This window comes from Serratia sp. PL7, from assembly GCF_945957435.1.
The window spans coordinates 2036634-2056358 of the sequence record NZ_CAMFLB010000001.1 but is presented as its reverse complement, the minus strand read 5'-3'; the positions used below and the strand labels follow the sequence as shown (position 1 = coordinate 2056358).

Sequence of the window (19725 nt, the reverse complement as noted above, 5' to 3'; positions counted from 1 at the left end):
ATCTCTCTTATCCTGCCATGTTCACCGCATCTTCATTAAAGCCCGCTGGCGGTGACATGTCGGCTGAATGATCCTGCTTGCTTGCCATGACGCGCTTTTGCTCATGGCGGAGCCGATGGGAGAAGAGCGATCAAAATTTCGCTGGATCTGGCGATATTCGCCGTTATCTGCGGCATCCTGCCGCTGCTGGTTTTACCGCAGTTGCCTGAGCAATGGCAGCTGTGGCCGATGCTGCTTGTTGCCGGTTTACTGCTGCGCATCCGTTGGCCGTTTTGCCGTTATTTGGCCTGCCTGGGATTGGGGTTCGCGTGGGCGGTTTTCAACGCCGGAAGCCTGATCGGGCAAATGGAGCGTTTGAGCCGCGGGCCGGAAGTGACGGCGGTGGTGCAGGTAAGTAGCATCGCGTTGAATCCGGCCGCCAGCACGCAGACGCTAATGCGCATCGAGCGGATCGATGGCCATTGGCTGGCGCCTGCATTGGCGTTTACCTCGCTATGGGCCCCGGAACAGCAGCGGCTGTGCGCCGGGCAGCGTTGGCAATTGAAACTGCGCTTGCGGCCGGTGCACGGCAAGCTCAATGAAGGGGGCTTCGACAGCCAACGCTGGGCGATCGCACAGCGCCAGCCGTTGACTGGGCAAGTCAGGCAGGCTCGTTTGCTGGATGGCGATTGCGGCCTACGCCAGCGCATAATCAGCCATGCGGAAACCAATATCGGCGAGCTGCGTTACAAGGCTGTATTGCTGGCGTTGGCATTTGGGGAGCGAACCGCGCTGGAGCAGGCTTTGCGCATGCTGATGTTGAAAACCGGCATCGCACACTTGATGGCGATCTCAGGGTTGCATGTGGCGATGGTCGCCATCTTGTTCTGGGTTACATTGCGTGCGCTGCAGTTTTTTCTTCCTTCTCATCTAATTGGCTATCGCTTTCCGCTGGTCGCGGGTTGGGTAGCGACGCTGATCTATGTCTGGTTGGTAGGCGCCCAGCCGCCGGCGGTACGCACCGCGTTGGCGATGACGTTGTGGATGCTGCTGCGCTTGCGCGGCGTTCATTGTTCTTCCTGGCAGGTGTGGCTGTGGTGTGTCGGGCTTATTTTGCTGTGCGATCCGCTGGCGGTCTTGTCAGACAGTTTCTGGCTGTCGGTACTGGCGGTGGGGTGCCTGATTTTTTGGTTCGAATGGGCACCGCTCGGCGAGCGATTTCGTTCGACCTGGTATTGGGCACCGGTGCGTTGGCTGCATATTCAGCTCGGCATGACGTTGCTGCTGGTGCCGATGCAGGCCGCGCTGTTTCTGGGCCTGACGCTGACCTCGCTGCCGGCCAATTTGTGGGCGGTACCTATTGTCTCCTTAGTAACGGTGCCGCTGATTTTGCTGGCGGTGATGTTTGGCTTCTTTCCCTCGTTAAGCTACGGGCTATGGTGGCTGGCGGACTTCACGCTGCAGTGGGTATTTGTGCCGCTGCATTACCTGCAACGCGGCTGGGTGGATTTGGGCGCGGCTTCGCTGTTGGCCAGCGCGGCGGGATGGCTCATCGTCGTCTGTTGGCGCTTTCATTGGTGGCGGCGTTATGCGTCGGGACTGGCGACGATAGCGATATGCTGCGTGCTGTGGCGGGAAAAAGAACCGGCTTACCGCTGGCGAGTCGATATGCTTGATGTTGGGCACGGCTTGGCGGTGGTCATTGAGCGAAACGGCAAAGGAATACTGTACGATACCGGCGATCGTTGGCCGGGTGGCAGCGCCGCCGAGCGGCATATTTTGCCAATGCTGAACTGGCGGGGTATTGAACTGGAACAGATCATTATCAGCCATGACCACCTCGATCATACCGGTGGGGTGCCTGCTGTGCGGCGGGTGTTTCCACAGGCTACGGTGCGCAGCCCGATGCGCGGGGAGGGGCACTTGCCCTGCGTCGCCGGTGAGCGCTGGCGCTGGCAGGGGTTGCAATTCGAAGTGCTGTGGCCGCCGAAAACGCGTAAAAAGCCGGGTAATGACGACTCTTGCGTGATCCGTATCGACGACGGGAAACACAGCATGCTGCTTACCGGCGACGCGGAAAAAAAGGCGGAGGCGCAGCTGCTCCGGTTACGGCGCGATCGCTTGGCGGCTACGGTGTTGCAGGTGGGGCACCATGGCAGCAGAACCTCTTCCACGCCGCCGTTTCTGCGCGCGGTCAATCCTCAGGCGGCATTGGCGTCAGCATCTCGTTACAACAAATGGCGTTTGCCGGCGCGTAAAGTGGTCGCCAGATACCGGGCAAATGGCATTATATGGCGCGATACGACGCGCTCCGGCCAGTTATTGGTACTTTTTTTCGACAACGATTGGCAAATTAAAGGCTTTCGCGAACAATTAATGCCCCGTTGGTACCATCAGCGGTTTGGCGTAGAGGGTGATAATGAGTAAAATAGGCCGCTATTTCTTCCGATGCTGGTATTTGCATGATGAATGATAAAGATCTCTCGACCTGGCAGACATTCCGTCGACTCTGGCCGATGATCACTCCTTTTAAGACCGGGCTGATTGTGGCCGCCATTGCGTTGATTATGAACGCCGCGGGGGACACGCTGATGCTGTCTCTGCTTAAACCGCTATTGGACGATGGGTTTGGAAAAACCGACAGCAGCGTGCTGGTGTGGATGCCGTTGGCGGTCATTGCGCTGATGCTGATGCGCGGCGTCACCAGCTTTGTTTCAAGCTACTGCATTTCCTGGGTTTCCGGCATGGTGGTGATGCAGATGCGTCGCCGCCTGTTTGGCCACATGATGAGAATGCCGGTGGCCTTCTTCGATCAGCAGTCCACCGGGACTTTGCTGTCGCGCATTACCTATGATTCTGAGCAGGTAGCTTCCTCCTCGTCCAGCGCGCTGGTGACCGTGGTGCGTGAAGGGGCTTCGATCATTGGCCTGTTCATCATGATGTTCTACTACAGCTGGCAGCTGTCGGTGATCCTGATCGTGCTGGCGCCGATCGTCTCCATCGCTATTCGCCTGGTGTCCAAGCGTTTCCGCAACATCAGCAAGAACATGCAGAACACGATGGGGCAGGTGACCACCAGCGCCGAACAGATGCTGAAAGGCCATAAAGAAGTGCTGATCTTCGGTGGCCAGCAGGTGGAAACCGAGCGCTTCAACTCGGTCAGCAACCGCATGCGTCAACAGGGCATGAAACTGGTTTCCGCGTCTTCGATTTCCGATCCGATCATTCAGCTGATCGCTTCGCTGGCGCTGGCGTTCGTGCTGTTTGCCGCCAGCTTCCCAAGCGTGATGGCAACCCTGACCGCCGGTACCATTACCGTGGTGTTCTCATCGATGATCGCGCTGATGCGCCCGCTGAAGTCGCTGACCAACGTCAATGCCCAGTTCCAACGCGGGATGGCGGCATGCCAGACGCTGTTCTCCATTTTGGATATGGAACAGGAAAAAGACACCGGCACCCGCGAAGTGAAGCGTGCGAAAGGCGATATCGAATTCCGCAACGTCACTTTCTACTACCCATCCAAGGAAACGCCGGCGCTGCGTGATATCAACCTGAAAATCGCCGAAGGCAAGACCGTCGCCTTGGTGGGCCGTTCCGGTTCGGGTAAATCCACCATCGCCAACCTGTTGACGCGTTTCTACGATATCCAAGAAGGCGAAATCCTGATGGATGGCCACGATTTGCGCGAATATACCCTGGCCTCGCTGCGCAATCAGGTAGCGCTGGTCTCGCAAAACGTGCACCTGTTCAACGACACCATCGCCAACAACATTGCCTATGCACGCGAGAGTGAATACAGCCGCGAGCAGATTGAGAAAGCGGCCGAAATGGCGTACGCAATGGACTTCATCAACAAGATGGAGAACGGCCTGGATACGGTGATCGGTGAGAACGGCGTGATGCTGTCCGGTGGCCAACGCCAGCGTATCGCCATCGCGCGCGCGCTGCTGCGTGACTGCCCGATCCTGATCTTGGATGAGGCGACCTCTGCGCTGGATACCGAGTCCGAGCGGGCCATTCAGGCTGCGCTGGACGAGTTGCAGAAAGACCGTACTTCATTAGTGATCGCGCACCGCCTGTCGACGATTGAGAAGGCGGATGAGATCCTGGTGGTGGAAGATGGTCGCATCGTCGAACGCGGCGAACACACCGAGTTGCTTGAGCGGCAGGGCGCCTATGCGCAGCTGCACCGTATGCAGTTTGGTCAATAATGATTGAGCGCATCTGGTCCGGCGGTTCGCTGCTTTATCTGGCGCTATTGCCGCTCTCGTGGCTGTATGGCCTGCTCAGTTGGCTGATCCGCCTCAGTTACCGCTGCGGCCTGCGTAAAAGTTGGCGTTCGCCGGTGCCGGTGGTGGTGGTGGGTAATCTCACCGCCGGCGGCAACGGCAAAACGCCGATGGTGATCTGGCTGGTGGAACACCTGCAGCAGCGGGGCTACCGCGTTGGGGTGGTGTCGCGCGGCTACGGCGGCAAGTCGGCGGTCTATCCTCTGGTGCTGGGTCAGAATACATCGACCCGCGAGGCGGGGGATGAGCCGGTGCTGATTTATCAGCGTACCGGGGCGCCCGTGGCGATCGCGCCCAAGCGCGCCGAGGCGGTGCAGGCTCTGCTGCAACAACAGCCGCTGGATGTGATCATCACCGACGACGGCTTGCAGCACTACGCTTTACAGCGTGACTTCGAGCTGGTGGTCATCGACGGTGTGCGTCGGTTCGGTAACGGCTGGTGGTTACCAGCCGGACCGATGCGTGAGCGTGCTGCGCGGCTTGGCAGCGTCGATGCGCGTGTCGCCAATGGCGGCGTGGCGCAGGCCGGAGAAATTGCTATGCGTCTGCAGGCGCGTGACGCAGTGAACCTGCTGAGCGGTGAACGTCGTCCGGCGGCCGAGCTGCCGTGCGTGGTGGCGATGGCGGGTATCGGCCATCCGCCGCGTTTCTTCGCGACGTTGGAAAAGCTGAACGTCGAGGTGGTGCAGGAAGTGGCGTTTGCCGATCATCAGGAATATCAGCAGGCGCAGCTGGCGGCGTTGGTTAATGCAGAGCAAACGCTGCTGATGACGGAGAAGGACGCGGTGAAATGCCGCGCCTTTGCCCAGCCTAATTGGTGGTATTTACCGGTTGATGCGGTGCTACCTTCCGCTCAGGCTGAGCAACTGCTGCAGGATATCGAGTCTCTACTGGCTAAGTAACCTCAGGACGCCAGCGTGACAAGCCCCAGGGCTTGCGCGCAGGCTTCCAGCGAACGCTGCTGGGTTTGTTGATACAGCGCCAGCTCGTCGATCACCTCACTGCCCAACGCTTGTTCAAACGCTGCCCGGCTGGAAGCGGCGTTGTACTGCGCGTGGCGGCTGTCCCCCAGATTCGACTGGAAAATCCCCGCCGCGCTGACCGGCAGAAAATCTTCATACACCAGTGGCTGGAAGCGAACGTGTTCTTTCTCGATCAGTTGCTCCAGGGTGCTGCTGTGCTTATCCAGCGATTCTTTGGCCGCCAGGCCGCATTCGGTCGGGAAATAGCGGAACCAGGCCAGCTGTTGCTCGCGCAGCGTGGCGTAATCATCCGGAAACGCCCGGAAGTTTTCTTCCAGCAGCTGATAATAGCGTTCGGCATTTTTCTCGCTCGGCGGCGCCTGCAGCGCATCGTTGGTGGCCTGCAGAAGACGATCGTAAAGTTCGCGTCCTTTCGTCGTCAGCGCCACACCACGCTGTTCGATCTCGCCGAACCGCGCTGTGTGGTGACCGGCGATAGCGTGGCCGTCGCGCTCAACGAAATCGACGCGTTCTTCTAACGCCTTGAAGCTGGTCTGGCGCAGCAGGATCGCGCGACGGCGGCGCGGCGGGCCCTCGATGACCGCTTTGGGCGTAATACCGCGGGCGGGCATCGCCTGTTGAACGCGATCGATATCCAGCGTGCGCGGTGTCAAATGATTGATATGCGGCCCTTTAAACGCCACCACGTCGGCGATCAGGCGATGCTGATCGTGTAGCTGCCGGTATTCTTCGGCGCTGACCGTCGCCTGGTTGTGCCAGCGGAAGGTTTCCAGCGCTTGTTCGACAAATTCTTGCGCCTGCACCTCATTCAGCCCGCCTTGCGCTTCCTGCAGCGCGATCAGTTCCAACGCGCGATCGGTAAAGATACGGCGGCGCGCCAGCAAGCGCTCAGCCAGCTCACGCAGCGCGGGGTCTTCTATCAGCTCCAGGCGAAGCAAGGAGGTAAATACGCGGAACGGACTGACCTGCAGCGCGTCTTCGTGTACGGCGCGAAAGGCGGTCGAGTGCACGGGAACGCCCGCCACAGACAGATCATAGTAACCGACCGGCGCCATGCCCATCACCCGGAACAGACGGCGCAGGGTGGCCAGTTCGCCAGCAGTGCCGACCCGGATCGCGCCGTGGCGCTCCATCGCGAGGCGTTCGATCTCGCCGGTGATTTGCAGTTGATGAGCCAGTGCGGCATCTTCGCGCAGAACCTGTCGGTTGGTTTCCGCCACCAGCTCCAGCAGATCGCCGTACAGCGGTACCTCCTTTTGGTACATGTCCGACATCGCGTGAGAGAATCTGGCGCGGATTTCATTAGGTGAAACGAACTGCTGGGCGGTCATGCGCATAGCTCCTTGATTCAGCATAATCTGAAAAATCGTGTTTTTAGCGGCAAAAGTGCTGGCGAAAAAGCCGTCTGCCTTGTTTTCCCCTCAAGTTTAGCCATCTGATTTGGGATTTGTTATAGACGTGGCAAGCATATTAGAGTTTTATGCGTTAGCTCTCATTTGTAGCGCACGGACGGGCAAACGATGCCCCGGTGAGGAGAAGAACGCGGTGGATCGGCCGCGGCGAGCGTTAAATTAAGTCATGTATATTCATGGGGATAAAAATAAATTCGGCGTATTTATGAATTAAAGGCAATAAACCTCTTGTGCATTCATCATTTTTATGAGTAAATGCAAGTCGGCCTGTAATCCAGACCTATTTATGTTCGAGTTTAGAGTTAAGCAGTTCCTCCAAAAACGTTATCATCCGATTCCGCTTCAAAGACGAACCTTCTAAGTACCTCCCATAAGTAATGTTTCTGACATGGCCACAATTGCCTCTTATGGCAGGTTTTGTAAATATATTTAAAGGTAAAAGTAATGTCTAAGAAGACGGGTCAAGTTAAGTGGTTCAACGAAAGCAAAGGTTTTGGTTTCATTGAGCAGCACGACGGCGGCAAAGATGTATTCGTACACTTCTCCGCTATTATGACCGACGGTTTCAAGACCCTGGCTGAAGGCCAGCGTGTCGAGTACACCATCCAGGACAGCCCGCGCGGGCCGGCTGCCGCTAACGTAGTTGCTCTGTAAGAAGACAGGGAACGCGTATAAGAGATCTTAATACAACCATGGTGATGCCTCAGCGCTGAATCATGCGGAAGATATTAAGTTCAACAAGCCCGCCTTCGTGCGGGTTTTTTAATTTTTTGCTCACGAGAGGTTTGTTACGAAAAACTTTAGGATGGGCTGGTAGCGTCCAGGCAATATAAAAAATGACGTTGTCAAGGATGCTCAAGTAAAAGGATATAAGTTATGTTTAAAAATACTGTGTTAAAAATGGGCCGTGTGAAATGGTTTAATCAGGCCGAAGGCTATGGTTTTATTTCACCGGTAGATGGCAGCGACGAAATCTATGTCAATCGCAACGCTATCGCCAACACCAAAAATAAGTCGTTGAACGAAGGTCAGAACGTTGAGTTCTCGATCTATCGCAGCTCGCATGGGCTGTCCGCGGCAGACGTTATCGCGTTCTGATCGCACCCACCTTCCTCGCCAGTGCCGGTGTCGCCACCCGCAAGCACTGGCGAAGATAAATTCCGCGATATCCACTATTATCAGGCCATTGCCTACTCGCCACGGATATCAGGATGACCATCCCGACCCTTTCCCTTACCGCCGCTCGCGCGCTGCACCTTGCCGCCCAGGGGCTGCTTTCTCCGCTTAAACGCCAGGCTCGGCCCGATGACGTCTTGAGTGCGATCCAGCGCATGGGGTTGTTACAAATCGATACCATTAGCGTCGTTGCTCGCAGCCCGTATCTGGTGCTGTTCAGCCGTTTGGGAGCCTATCAGCCGGAGTGGCTTGAGCAGGCGCTTGCCGGCCGCAAGCTGTTCGAGTATTGGGCGCATGAGGCCTGTTTCCTGCCGATCGAAGATTTTGGCCTGCTGCGCCACCGCATGCTGGCGCCGCATGATATGGGCTGGAAATACTCCGCCGCCTGGGTGCAGCAGCACCAGGCCGCGATGGACAACCTGCTGCGGCACATCGAACAACAGGGGCCGGTGCGCTCCGCCGATTTCAGCGCCGAGAAGAAGGGCAACAGCGGGTGGTGGGACTGGAAACCGGAGAAACGTCATCTGGAAATCCTGTTTACCGCCGGCAAGCTGATGGTGGCCGAACGTCGCAACTTCCACCGGGTTTACGATCTGACCGAAAGGCTGCTGCCGGCCTGGGACGATGCGCGCCATACGCTGCCTGTGGAGCAGGCGCGCCGGCAGATGCTGTGCCGCACCTGCCGCTATCTGGGCATTTTCCGCGCCGAGTGGTTGGCTGACTACTATCGGCTGAAGCGCGTGGCGCCAAAAGCCTTGCTGGCAGCGCTGCAGGAACAGGGCGAGATTACGCCGGTGCAGGTAGAGGGGCTGGAAGGACAATTCTATGTGCATGAATCACTGGCGGAATTGCTGCCGCTGGCGGAGCAGGGCAAACTCAAATCGACGGTCACCAGCCTGCTTTCGCCTTTTGATCCGGTGGTGTGGGATCGCCGTCGGGCGCTCGAGCTGTTCAACTTTGACTATCGGCTAGAGTGTTACACGCCGAAAGAAAAACGTCGCTATGGCTACTTCACCTTGCCGGTGCTGCACCGTGGCGAGCTGGTGGGGCGGATTGACGCCAAGGCGCACCGTCGCCAGGGCATCTTCGAGATCATCAGTTTCCATGCGGAGCCGCAGGTGCGCTTCGGCAAACAGCGAACGCAAGATATCCGACAGGCCATCGCGCGCACGGCCAAATGGCACGGTGCACAACGCGTCGCGCTGGGCGACATTCCGGCGGTGTTGGCCGCTGAATGGGGTGCCGGCTGGGAAGTGGGATAACGAGCGACGCCGTCGGTGGGGTAAAACGAAGTTAAGCGTCGCTCGTTACAAAGGGGCTCAGTGGCTGAAGTTAGCGAACAGAGCGATGATTTTATGCAGACGTTTGATCACGTATTACTACCTTTTTGTGATTTGTATCACAAAATTCTACGCCGGGATGCGCCGCAGTTCAAGCTGTTGCGCCGGCGCGGTGAGGAAATATCGGCGGGTTGGTGCCGCCGATGATTAACCTGAGGCCGGGCGTTATGCTATCCTCACTGCCTTTCCCAGATGACCAATCCCCTTGCGGAGGATGCATGGACCACCGTTTACTCGAAATCGTTGCCTGCCCGGTATGCAACGGCAAACTCTATTTCAATAAAGAAAACCAGGAGCTGGTGTGCAAAGCGGACGGGTTGGCTTACCCGCTGCGCGACGGCATCCCGGTGCTGTTGGAAAATGAAGCGCGTGCGCTGTCGCTGGACGAGAAGCACGCATGAGTTTTATCGCTATTATTCCCGCCCGCTACGCCTCAACCCGTTTGCCGGGCAAACCGCTGGCCGATATTCACGGTAAGCCGATGGTGGTGCACGTGATGGAGCGTGCCCGTGAGTCCGGCGCCAGCCGCGTCATCGTGGCGACCGATCACCTTGAGGTCGCCAAAGCGGTGGAAGCCGCCGGCGGCGAAGTGTGCATGACCAGCCCGGATCACCATTCCGGCACCGAGCGTCTGGCGGAAGTGATCGCGCACTACGGCTTTGCCGACGACCAGATCATCGTTAACGTGCAGGGCGACGAACCGCTGATCCCACCGGTGATCGTGCGTCAGGTCGCAGAGAATCTGGCGGGCAGCCAGGCCGGCATGGCGACGTTGGCAGTGCCGATCGAGAGCGCGGAAGAGGCTTTCAACCCCAACGCGGTGAAGGTCGTAATGGACGCACAGGGCTACGCACTCTATTTCTCACGCGCCACCATTCCGTGGGATCGCGAACGTTTCGCTGCGTCGAAAGAGAGCATCGGCGACAGCCTGCTGCGTCACATCGGCATCTATGCGTACCGTGCCGGTTTCGTGCGCCGCTACGTCAGCTGGGCGCCGAGCCAACTGGAACAGATCGAGCTGTTGGAACAGCTGCGCGTGCTGTGGTACGGTGAAAAAATCCACGTGGCGGTCGCGAAAGCGATCCCGAGCGTGGGGGTCGATACGCCGGAAGATCTCCAGCGCGTGCGCGACAGCATTCAACCCTGAGCCTGATTTCGTCGGCGCGGCGCGCAACGCGCCGACGATGTAATACCTCCCATATTGATCCCCGTTTTGTTGATCTGCGTTGAAGAATTTTTCCGCTCACCGTTCGATGATGTTACGCATCCCCCCATATTAGCCTGAGGTGAATGCCTTATGGAGCAGTTACGCGCAGAACTGAGCATTGTGCTGGGTGAGTCCATCAGCCGGCTGGAGCGGGTGAGCGAGCAGCCTTATGCGCATATGTATTCGCTGTACGATCGGCAGGGCAACGCCATCCCGCTGATGGCGAAAAGTTTTATCTGTCAGGGTATTGCCCAACAGGAGGCGTATAAGTTGTCGATGTTGGCGCGCGACGGGGATATTCGCCTGCCGACGGTGTACGGCGTGGTGTGTACCCACCAGGCGCCGTATACGGAAATCCTGCTGATCGAACGCCTGCGCGGCGTGTCGGCCGAAGCGCCAACGCGTTCGCCGGATCGCTGGAACATGTTGATGGAGCAGATCGTCGACGGGGTATTGGCCTGGCACCGCATCGACAGTCACGGCAGCGTCGGCAGCGTTGACAGCACGCAGGAGAACGACTGGTTTTGTTGGTATCAACAGCGGGTTGAAGTGCTGTGGGCGACGGTGGTCAATCTCACTACCCCGCAGCTGACCATGGCGGATCGGCGTTTGCTGTATCGCACGCGCGAAGCGCTGACTCATTTCTTCGTCGGCTTCGACGATCCCTGCGTCCTGGTGCACGGCAACCTGTCGCTGCGCAGTATGCTGAAAGATCCCAAAAGCGATCAACTGCTGGCGATGCTCAATCCCGGTGTGGTGCTGTGGGCGCCGCGCGAATACGATCTTTTCCGCCTTTGCGAGCCGGGCATGCCCAGCCAACTGCTGTTCAGCTATCTGCAGCGGGCGCCGGTCGCCGACGCTTTCCTTGCGCGGCGCTGGCTATACGTGGTGTGGGAAGCGGTAGGGCGTTTGATCCATACCGGCAAGCTGGAGCGGCGGCCGTTCGACTATGCGTCGCAACAGCTGCTGCCCTGGCTGGCCGGTTGAACGGGTTTTACTCGGCGCCGGCGCTATCCGCGCCTTTCAGCCACTGCCACAGGCTGCCCAGCGTTTCATACCAGGCACGTTCGGTATGGCCGAGGAACATCGACGACGGTGTGGCGCGATCCCAGATATTCAGCGGCGAGTCGATCGCCAACTGGTTGGCCGGTGCTGGGATCGGGTGCAGGCCTTTAGCCTTGAAGAAACGCATGGCACGCGGCAGATGGTTGGCGGAGGTCACCAGAATGAACGGTTGCTCGCCGACCAACTTGGCGACCTGAGCGGCTTCTTCCTCGGTATCGCGCGGTTCCCTCAAAATCACCATATCGCTGCGCGGCACGCCCAGGCTTTCGGCTACCAGCGCCGCCGTGGCGGCGTTGCTTTGCATGCGTCCGGCGGACGCGCCGGTAAACACCATCCTGGCGCCGGGATGCGCAAGGTAGAGCCGCACGCCTTCCGTCACGCGCGGCAGACTGTTGCCGAGCAGGTTCGAGCTAGGTGCCCAGTCGGGATTGTAGGTATAGCCCCCGCCCAACACCACGATGTAGCTGACCGGATCGTTGCCGCGATAAGTCTGGTATTCGGCTTCGATCGGCCGCAGCAGTCGGTCGGCCACCGGTTGCAGGCTGAAAAGCAGTAAAAACAGCCAGCTCAGCGTGAAAATCGTCTTACCGCTTTTTTGCCAACGGGTGAACCACAGCAGTAACAGCGCCAGCCCCATCAGCAGCATCAACAGCGGTAGCGGCATCAGCAGGGCGCCAAAGAACTTTTTCAGGTTGAACAGCATCGAAAATCAGATCCTTTTGGGTGAAAAAGCGGCATCCAGGCATAAACAGGCCGCAAGAAGATACATTCTAAGCCAGTCTGTGCCAAAATAGCAGGTTTGAATGGGCGTGCGCTTTGCCGCCGCAAGAATGAGATCAGCGGAGCCGTTGTCCATGCAGGATCGCAATTTTGACGATATTGCTGAAAAATTTGCGCGTAATATTTACGGCACCACGAAAGGAAAAATCCGCCAGGCGGTGGTTTGGCAGGATCTGACCGGGCTGCTGGCGCAGTTGCCGCAGCGGCCGCTGCGCATCCTTGACGCCGGGGGCGGGGAAGGCCATATGGCCTGCCAACTGGCAGAATTAGGACATCAGGTGTTGTTGTGCGATCTTTCTGGTGAGATGATCCAGCGCGCCGCGCAGCTGGCGGAGCAGAAAGGTGTGAGCCAGAACATGCAATTCGTACAAAGTTCTGCGCAGGATATCGCTCAACATTTGGAACAGCCGGTTGATCTGATATTGTTTCATGCAGTGCTTGAATGGATCGCAGAACCCGAAGCGGCACTGCAGGCATTGTGCGACTGTCTGACGCCGGGTGGCGCGCTGTCGCTGATGTTCTTCAACGCTAACGGTCTCTTGATGCGTAACGTGGTGTTGGGTAACTTCCAACTGGTGGATCCCGAAGTCAGACGGCGCCGCAAGCGTTCGCTGTCGCCACAATATCCGCACGATCCGCTATTGGTCTACGGCTGGCTGGAACAGCTGGGCATGCGCATCAGCGGCAAAACCGGCGTGCGGGTGTTTCACGACTACCTGCAGAGCAGACAGCTGCAAACACAAAAATTTGAAGAGTTACTGGCGCTTGAACAGCACTATTGCCGGCAGGAGCCGTACGTGAGTTTGGGGCGCTATATTCACGTCATGGCGCATAAACCAAACCTGAAGGACGAACTATGAGTGAATTTTCCCAGACAGTACCCGAACTGGTCGCCTGGGCACGGAAAAATGATTTCTCTATTTCGCTCCCTACGGAGCGTCTCGCATTTCTGCTCGCTATCGCCACCCTGAACGGCGAACGGCTGGACGGCGAGATGAGCGAAGGTGAGCTGGTTGATGCATTTCGCCATGTCAGCAAGGGTTTTGAACAGACGCATGAAACGGTGGCGATGCGCGCCAACAATGCGATCAACGACATGGTGCGCCAGCGCCTGTTGAACCGCTTTACCAGCGAACTGGCGGACGGCAACGCGATTTACCGCCTGACGCCGCTGGGTATCGGCATTACCGATTACTATATTCGCCAACGCGAATTCTCCACGCTGCGTCTGTCGATGCAGCTGTCGATCGTGGCGCAGGAACTCAAACGCGCCGCCGATGCCGCCGACGAGGGCGGCGACGATTTCCATTGGCATCGCAACGTGTTCGCGCCGTTGAAATATTCGGTGGCGGAAATCTTCGACAGCATCGACATGACGCAACGTGTGATGGACGAGCAGCAGCAGAGCGTGAAAAACGACATCGCGGCGCTGCTGAGCAAAGACTGGCGGGCGGCGATCTCCAGCTGCGAAATGCTGCTGTCGGAAACCTCGGGCACCCTGCGCGAACTGCAGGATACGCTGGATGCGGCGGGCGACAAGCTGCAGGCCAATCTGCTGCGCATCCAGGACGCAACCCTCGGCAACGTGGAGCTCGGCTTCGTCGACAAGCTGGTGTTCGATCTGCAGAGCAAGCTGGATCGCATCATCAGTTGGGGTCAGCAGGCGATCGACCTGTGGATCGGCTACGATCGCCACGTACATAAATTTATCCGTACCGCTATCGATATGGATAAAAACCGCGTGTTCGCCCAACGCTTGCGCCAGTCGGTGCAAACCTATTTCGACCACCCTTGGGCGCTGACCCATGCCAATGCCGATCGTCTGCTGGACATGCGCGACGAAGAACTGGCGCTGCGCAGCGAGGAAGTGACCGGGGAACTGCCGCCGGATCTGGAGTTCGAAGAGTTCAGCGAAATTCGCGAACAGCTGGCGGCGATGATCGAAGAGGCGCTGAAGGTGTACCAGGAACAGCAGATGCCGCTCAATCTTGCAGCGGTGATGCGCGATTACCTGGCGCAATATCCGCGTGCGCGTCATTTCGACGTGGCACGTTTAGTGGTCGACCAGGCAGTGCGCCTCGGTGTGGCTGAAGCAGATTTCTCAGGGTTGCCGGCGGAATGGCAGGCAATCAATGATTACGGAGCCAAGGTCCAGGCCCATGTCATCGACAAATATTGAACAAGTAATGCCAGTCAAGCTGGCCAAGGCGCTGTCCAACTCGCTGTTCCCGGCGCTGGATAGCCAACTGCGTGCGGGTCGTCACATCGGTATCGATGAACTGGACAACCACGCCTTTTTAATGGATTTCCAGGATGAGCTGGAAGAATTTTACAACCGTTACAGCGTCGAGCTGATTCGGGCGCCGGAAGGTTTCTTCTATTTGCGCCCGCGCTCCACCACGCTGATCCCGCGTTCGGTGCTGTCCGAGCTGGATATGATGGTCGGCAAGATCTTGTGCTACCTGTATCTCAGCCCCGAGCGCCTGGCGCACGAAGGCATTTTCAGCCATCAGGAGCTGTACGACGAGCTGCTGAGCCTGGCGGATGAGAACAAGCTGCTGAAGTTCGTCAACCAGCGCTCCACCGGTTCGGATCTCGATCGGCAGAAGCTGCACGAGAAGGTGCGCACCTCGCTGAACCGCCTGCGCCGCCTCGGCATGGTCTATTTCATGGGCAATGACAGCAGCAAGTTCCGCATTACCGAGGCGGTGTTCCGCTTCGGCGCCGACGTGCGCAGCGGCGACGATCCGCGTGAAGCGCAGCTGCGCATGATTCGCGACGGCGAGGCGATACCGGTTGAAACCAGCCTGTCGCTGAACGATGAGAATGACGCTGAGGATCAGCAGGTTGATAACGCTCCTGACGGTGCAGAGGATGAACAGGAATGATTGAACGCGGTAAATTTCGCTCGCTGACGCTGGTTAACTGGAACGGTTTCTTCGCCCGTACCTTTGATCTGGATGAGCTGGTGACCACGCTGTCCGGCGGTAACGGGGCGGGGAAGTCCACCACCATGGCGGCCTTCGTCACCGCACTGATCCCCGACCTGACGCTGCTGCACTTCCGTAACACCACCGAAGCGGGCGCCACCAGCGGTTCGCGCGACAAAGGCTTGCACGGCAAGCTGCGTGCCGGCGTGTGTTACTCCACCCTCGACGTCGTCAACTCGCGCCACCAGCGCGTGGTGGTCGGTGTGCGCCTGCAGCAGGTGGCAGGGCGCGATCGTAAGGTCGACATCAAACCTTTCACCATCCAGGGCCTGCCGACCGCGGTACAGCCGACCGAACTGCTGACCCAGACCGTGGGCGATCGCCAGGCGCGCGTGCTGTCGCTGCAAGAGCTGAAAGAGCGCGTGGAAGAGATGGAGGGCGTGCAGTTCAAGCAGTTCAACTCCATCACCGATTATCACTCGCTGATGTTCGATCTGGGCGTGATCCCGAAACGTCTGCGTTCGTCCGCCGATCGCAGCAAGTTCTACCGTCTGATTGAAGCGTCGCTGTACGGCGGTATCTCCAGCGCCATCACCCGCTCGCTGCGCGATTACCTGCTGCCGGAAAACAGCGGCGTGCGCAAGGCGTTCCAGGACATGGAAGCGGCGCTGCGCGAAAACCGCATGACGCTGGAAGCAATCCGCGTCACCCAGTCGGATCGCGACCTGTTCAAGCATTTGATCTCCGAGGCCACCTCCTATGTGGCGGCGGACTATATGCGCCACGCCAACGAACGCCGCATCCATCTGGACGGCGCGCTGGCGCTGCGCAGCGAGCTGTTGGGCAGCCGCAAGCAGCTGGCCGCCGAACAGTATCGCCATGTGGAAATGGCGCGCGAGCTGAGCGAACAGAGCGGTGCCGAATCCGATCTGGAAACCGATTACCAGGCCGCCAGCGACCACCTAAATCTGGTGCAGACGGCGATGCGTCAGCAGGAGAAGATCGAACGCTATGAAGCCGATCTGGAAGAGCTGACCTACCGTCTGGAAGAGCAGAACGAAGTGGTGGCCGAGGCGAGCGAGCAGCAGGCCGAAAACGAGGCGCGCGCCGAAGCGGCCGAGCTGGAAGTGGACGAACTGAAGAGCCAGTTGGCCGACTACCAGCAGGCGCTCGACGTGCAGCAGACCCGCGCCATTCAGTACCAACAGGCGCTGCAGGCATTGGAGCGCGCGCGCGCGCTGTGCCAACTGCCGGACCTGACCGCCGACAACGCCGAACAGTGGCTGGACACCTTCCAGGCCCGCGAGCAGGAAGCGACCGAAGCGTTGCTGATGCTGGAACAGAAGCTGAGCGTGGCCGACGCCGCACACGGCCAGTTCGAACAGGCCTATCAGCTGGTGGGTAAAATTGCCGGCCAGGTCAGCCGCAGCGAAGCCTGGCAGTGCGCGCGCGAATTGCTGCGCGACTGGCCTTCGCAGCAACACCTCGCCGAGCGCGTTCAGCCGCTGCGTTTGCGCCTGAGCGAACTGGAACAGCGCCTGCGCTCGCAGCAGGACGCCGAACGCCTGCTGAACGAATTTTGCAAACGCCATGGCCAAGAGTACCAGCCGGACGATCTCGACATGCTGCAACAGGAGCTGGAAGAGCGCCTGGAAGCGCTGTCGCAGAATGTCAGCGAAGCCGGTGAACGCCGTATGGAGATGCGCCAGGAACTGGAGCAGATCCAGCAGCGCATCCGTGAGCTGACGGCGCGTGCCCCGGTGTGGCTGGCGGCGCAGGACGCCCTGGGCCAGCTCAGCGATCAGAGCGGAGAGCCACTGGAAAACAGCCAGCAGGTGACCGAATACATGCAGCAGCTGCTGGAGCGCGAGCGGGAAACCACCGTCGAGCGCGACGAAGTGGCGGCCCGCAAACGTGAAGTGGAAGCGCAGATCGAACGTCTCAGCCAGCCGGGCGGCGCGGAAGATCAACGCCTGGTCACGCTGGCCGAACGTTTCGGCGGCGTGCTGCTGTCGGAAATTTACGATGATGTCACCATCGACGACGCGCCTTACTTCTCGGCGCTGTACGGCCCTTCGCGCCACGCCATCGTGGTGCCGGATCTGTCGCTGGTGCGCGAGATGCTGGAAGGGCTGGAAGATTGCCCGGAAGATCTTTACCTGATCGAAGGGGATCCGCAGTCGTTCGATGACAGCGTGTTCGCCGTCGAAGAGCAGGACAAAGCGGTGGTGGTGAAGATCGCCGATCGCCAGTGGCGTTATTCTCGTTATCCGGAAGTGCCGTTGTTCGGCCGCGCGGCGCGCGAAAACCGTCTGGAAGTGCTGCATGCCGAGCGTGAAACGCTGGCGGAGCGTTACGCCACGCTGTCGTTCGACGTGCAGAAAACCCAGCGTTCACACCAGGCCTTCAGCCGCTTTATCGGCACCCATCTGGCGGTGGCGTTCGACGCTGATCCGGAAGCGGAGATCCGCGGTTTGAGCGCCCGCCGTGGCGAAATCGAACGCGCGCTGAACAATCACGAAGCGCAGAACCAGCAGCAGCGTCAGCAGTACGATCAGGCCAAAGAGGGCATTTCCGCGCTCAACCGCCTGATGCCGCTGGTATCGTTGCTGAACGATGAAACGCTGCAGGATCGTGTCGACGAGATCCGCGAAGAGCTGGAAGAGGCGCAGGACGCCGCGCGTCATATTCAGCAGCACGGCGTGTCGCTGACCAAGCTGGAGCCGCTGCTGTCGGTGCTGCAGAGCGATCCGCAGCAGCATGAACAGCTGCAGCAGGACTACGCGCAGGCGCAAAGCGTGCAGCGCCAGGCCAAACAGCAGGCGTTCGCGCTGACGGAAGTGGTGCAGCGCCGCGCGCATTTCAGCTATACCGACTCCGCCGGCATGCAGAATGCCAACAACGATCTCAACGACAAGCTGCGTCAGCGCCTGGAGCAGGCGGAAGCCGAACGCGCCCGTGCCCGTGAACAGCTGCGTCAGTATCAAACCCAGTTCACCCAGTACAGCCAGGTGCTGGCCTCGCTGAAAAGTTCGTATGACGCCAAGCGCGACATGCTGAAAGAGCTGAGCCAGGAGCTGGTGGATATCGGCGTGCAGGCCGACGCCAACGCCGAAGCGCGTGCGCGCCAGCGCCGCGACGAGCTGCATACGGCGTTGAGCAACAACCGTGCTCGTCGCAATCAGTTGGAGAAACAGCTGACCTTCTGCGAAGCCGAAATGGATGGCCTGCAGAAGAAACTGCGCAAGCTGGAACGCGACTATCATCAGCTGCGCGAGCAGGTGGTGACCGCCAAGGCGGGCTGGTGCGCGGTGATGCGTCTGGTGAAAGACAATGGCGTGGAACGCCGCCTGCATCGCCGCGAGCTGGCGTATATGGATGGCGACGAGCTGCGTTCGATGTCGGATAAGGCGCTCGGTGCGCTGCGTCTGGCCGTGGCGGACAACGAACACCTGCGAGACGTGCTGCGCCTGTCGGAAGATCCGAAGCGGCCGGAGCGCAAGATTCAGTTCTATATCGCGGTGTACCAACACCTGCGCGAGCGTATCCGTCAGGACATCATTCGCACCGACGATCCGGTCGAGGCCATCGAGCAGATGGAGATCGAGCTGGGCCGTCTAACCGAAGAGCTGACCGCGCGCGAGCAGAAGCTGGCGATCAGTTCGAAAAGCGTGGCCAACATCATTCGCAAAACCATTCAGCGCGAACAGAACCGTATTCGCATGCTGAACCAGGGGCTGCAGGCCGTTTCCTTCGGCCAGGTGAAGAGCGTGCGCCTGAACGTCAATGTGCGAGAAGCGCACGCCACCCTGTTGGACGTGCTCTCTGAGCAACAGGAACAACATCAGGATCTGTTTAACAGTAACCGCCTGACCTTCTCCGAAGCGTTGGCCAAGCTTTACCAGCGCCTGAATCCGCAGATCGACATGGGGCAGCGCACGCCACAGACCATCGGCGAGGAGTTGCTGGACTACCGCAACTATCTGGAGATGGAAGTGGAAGTGTACCGTGGCTCCGACGGCTGGCTGCGTGCGGAAAGCGGCGCGTTGTCGACCGGTGAAGCCATCGGTACCGGGATGTCAATTCTGGTGATGGTGGTACAGAGCTGGGAAGAAGAGTCCCGCCGTCTGCGCGGCAAAGACATCTCGCCGTGTCGCCTGCTGTTCCTCGATGAAGCGGCGCGTCTGGATGCCAAGTCGATCGCCACGCTGTTCGAACTGTGCGACCGTCTGGAGATGCAGCTCATCATCGCGGCGCCGGAAAACATCAGTCCAGAGAAGGGCACCACCTATAAACTGGTGCGTAAGGTGTTCCAGAACCACGAGCATGTGCACGTGGTGGGGCTGCGCGGTTTTGCCGGCGAGCCGCCGGCGCTGGGTACTGCGTCGGTTGAAACGCAGTAAGGCAGAAAAACGCCCTAAAAATCCGAAAATAGCCGCCGTAGGGTGGCTATTTTTTTGTACGCGTGGATGATAGTCCTGCTTTTTTATCCGTTGAAAAGCGGTTAGTTTAATCAGATAAACAGTAATTCGACGCCCGCAGGGCGAAACGGCCTTTCTGTTTG

General features: G+C 59.0%; 15 protein-coding genes. 13 read left to right on the top strand and 2 right to left on the bottom strand.

Annotated features, from left to right (window positions below; translation table 11 throughout):
* The first annotated feature begins 141 nt into the window (after positions 1–141).
* From N6G83_RS09945 to lpxK, 3 genes are read left to right on the top strand one after another with little or no spacing between them, the layout of a single operon-like run.
* On the top strand, positions 142–2406 hold the full coding sequence (locus N6G83_RS09945) for a ComEC family protein (RefSeq protein WP_260515584.1): 2265 nt from the start codon (positions 142–144) through the stop codon (positions 2404–2406).
* Positions 2407–2441: 35 nt separating this feature from the next.
* Complete coding sequence (msbA, locus tag N6G83_RS09940; protein WP_025302279.1) at positions 2442–4190, top strand: lipid A ABC transporter ATP-binding protein/permease MsbA; 1749 nt, start codon at positions 2442–2444, stop codon at positions 4188–4190.
* Positions 4190–5170, top strand: coding sequence for a tetraacyldisaccharide 4'-kinase (gene lpxK / locus N6G83_RS09935; RefSeq protein ID WP_260515244.1), 981 nt, complete (start codon positions 4190–4192; stop codon positions 5168–5170). Before msbA ends, lpxK begins: the two co-directional genes overlap by 1 nt.
* 2 nt (positions 5171–5172) lie before the next feature.
* Here the strand turns inward: lpxK and N6G83_RS09930 are convergent, their stop codons facing one another.
* The gene (locus tag N6G83_RS09930) at positions 5173–6582 is read right to left on the bottom strand and encodes a VOC family protein (RefSeq protein WP_260515243.1); all 1410 of its coding nucleotides are present in this window, start codon (positions 6580–6582) and stop codon (positions 5173–5175) included.
* Positions 6583–7107: 525 nt separating this feature from the next.
* Here N6G83_RS09930 and N6G83_RS09925 point away from each other — a divergent pair.
* The 6 genes from N6G83_RS09925 (at position 7108) to N6G83_RS09900 (ending at position 11373) form a co-directional block, all read left to right on the top strand.
* Positions 7108–7317, top strand: a complete 210-nt coding sequence (locus tag N6G83_RS09925) for a cold shock domain-containing protein (RefSeq protein WP_004928244.1) — start codon at positions 7108–7110, stop codon at positions 7315–7317.
* A gap of 222 nt (positions 7318–7539) precedes the next feature.
* The gene (locus N6G83_RS09920) at positions 7540–7761 is read left to right on the top strand and encodes a cold-shock protein (protein WP_004928241.1); all 222 of its coding nucleotides are present in this window, start codon (positions 7540–7542) and stop codon (positions 7759–7761) included.
* A 113-nt stretch (positions 7762–7874) separates the two neighbouring features.
* Entirely contained in the window at positions 7875–9101 is a 1227-nt protein-coding gene (locus N6G83_RS09915) for a winged helix-turn-helix domain-containing protein (RefSeq protein ID WP_049204253.1), read from the top strand.
* Positions 9102–9397: 296 nt separating this feature from the next.
* Positions 9398–9580, top strand: a complete 183-nt coding sequence (locus N6G83_RS09910; RefSeq protein ID WP_004928237.1) for a Trm112 family protein — start codon at positions 9398–9400, stop codon at positions 9578–9580.
* Positions 9577–10326: a 3-deoxy-manno-octulosonate cytidylyltransferase gene (kdsB, locus tag N6G83_RS09905; RefSeq protein ID WP_025302283.1), complete on the top strand. Its 750-nt coding sequence runs from the start codon at positions 9577–9579 to the stop codon at positions 10324–10326. The genes N6G83_RS09910 and kdsB overlap by 4 nt, the downstream gene beginning before the upstream one ends.
* A gap of 150 nt (positions 10327–10476) precedes the next feature.
* Positions 10477–11373 (top strand): YcbJ family phosphotransferase, encoded by an 897-nt coding sequence (locus tag N6G83_RS09900; RefSeq protein ID WP_025302284.1) that lies wholly within the window; start codon positions 10477–10479, stop codon positions 11371–11373.
* 7 nt (positions 11374–11380) lie between these two features.
* Here the strand turns inward: N6G83_RS09900 and elyC are convergent, their stop codons facing one another.
* Positions 11381–12154, bottom strand: a complete 774-nt coding sequence (gene elyC / locus N6G83_RS09895) for an envelope biogenesis factor ElyC (protein WP_025302285.1) — start codon at positions 12152–12154, stop codon at positions 11381–11383.
* Positions 12155–12305: 151 nt separating this feature from the next.
* Here elyC and cmoM point away from each other — a divergent pair, with 151 nt between their 5' ends.
* Genes cmoM through mukB form a run of 4 tightly spaced genes read left to right on the top strand, consistent with a single transcriptional unit; the run spans position 12306 to position 19564 of the window.
* Positions 12306–13091 (top strand): tRNA uridine 5-oxyacetic acid(34) methyltransferase CmoM, encoded by a 786-nt coding sequence (gene cmoM, locus N6G83_RS09890; protein WP_025302286.1) that lies wholly within the window; start codon positions 12306–12308, stop codon positions 13089–13091.
* Positions 13088–14410 carry a chromosome partition protein MukF gene (gene mukF / locus N6G83_RS09885; RefSeq protein ID WP_004928228.1) on the top strand — a complete coding sequence of 441 codons (1323 nt, stop codon included), beginning with the start codon at positions 13088–13090 and terminating at the stop codon, positions 14408–14410. Before cmoM ends, mukF begins: the two co-directional genes overlap by 4 nt.
* A complete protein-coding gene (gene mukE / locus N6G83_RS09880) occupies positions 14391–15119 on the top strand; it encodes a chromosome partition protein MukE (protein ID WP_206195326.1) in 729 nt (242 codons plus the stop codon). Before mukF ends, mukE begins: the two co-directional genes overlap by 20 nt.
* Positions 15116–19564, top strand: coding sequence for a chromosome partition protein MukB (gene mukB / locus N6G83_RS09875; protein ID WP_049208026.1), 4449 nt, complete (start codon positions 15116–15118; stop codon positions 19562–19564). The genes mukE and mukB overlap by 4 nt, the downstream gene beginning before the upstream one ends.
* The last annotated feature ends 161 nt before the right edge of the window (positions 19565–19725 follow it).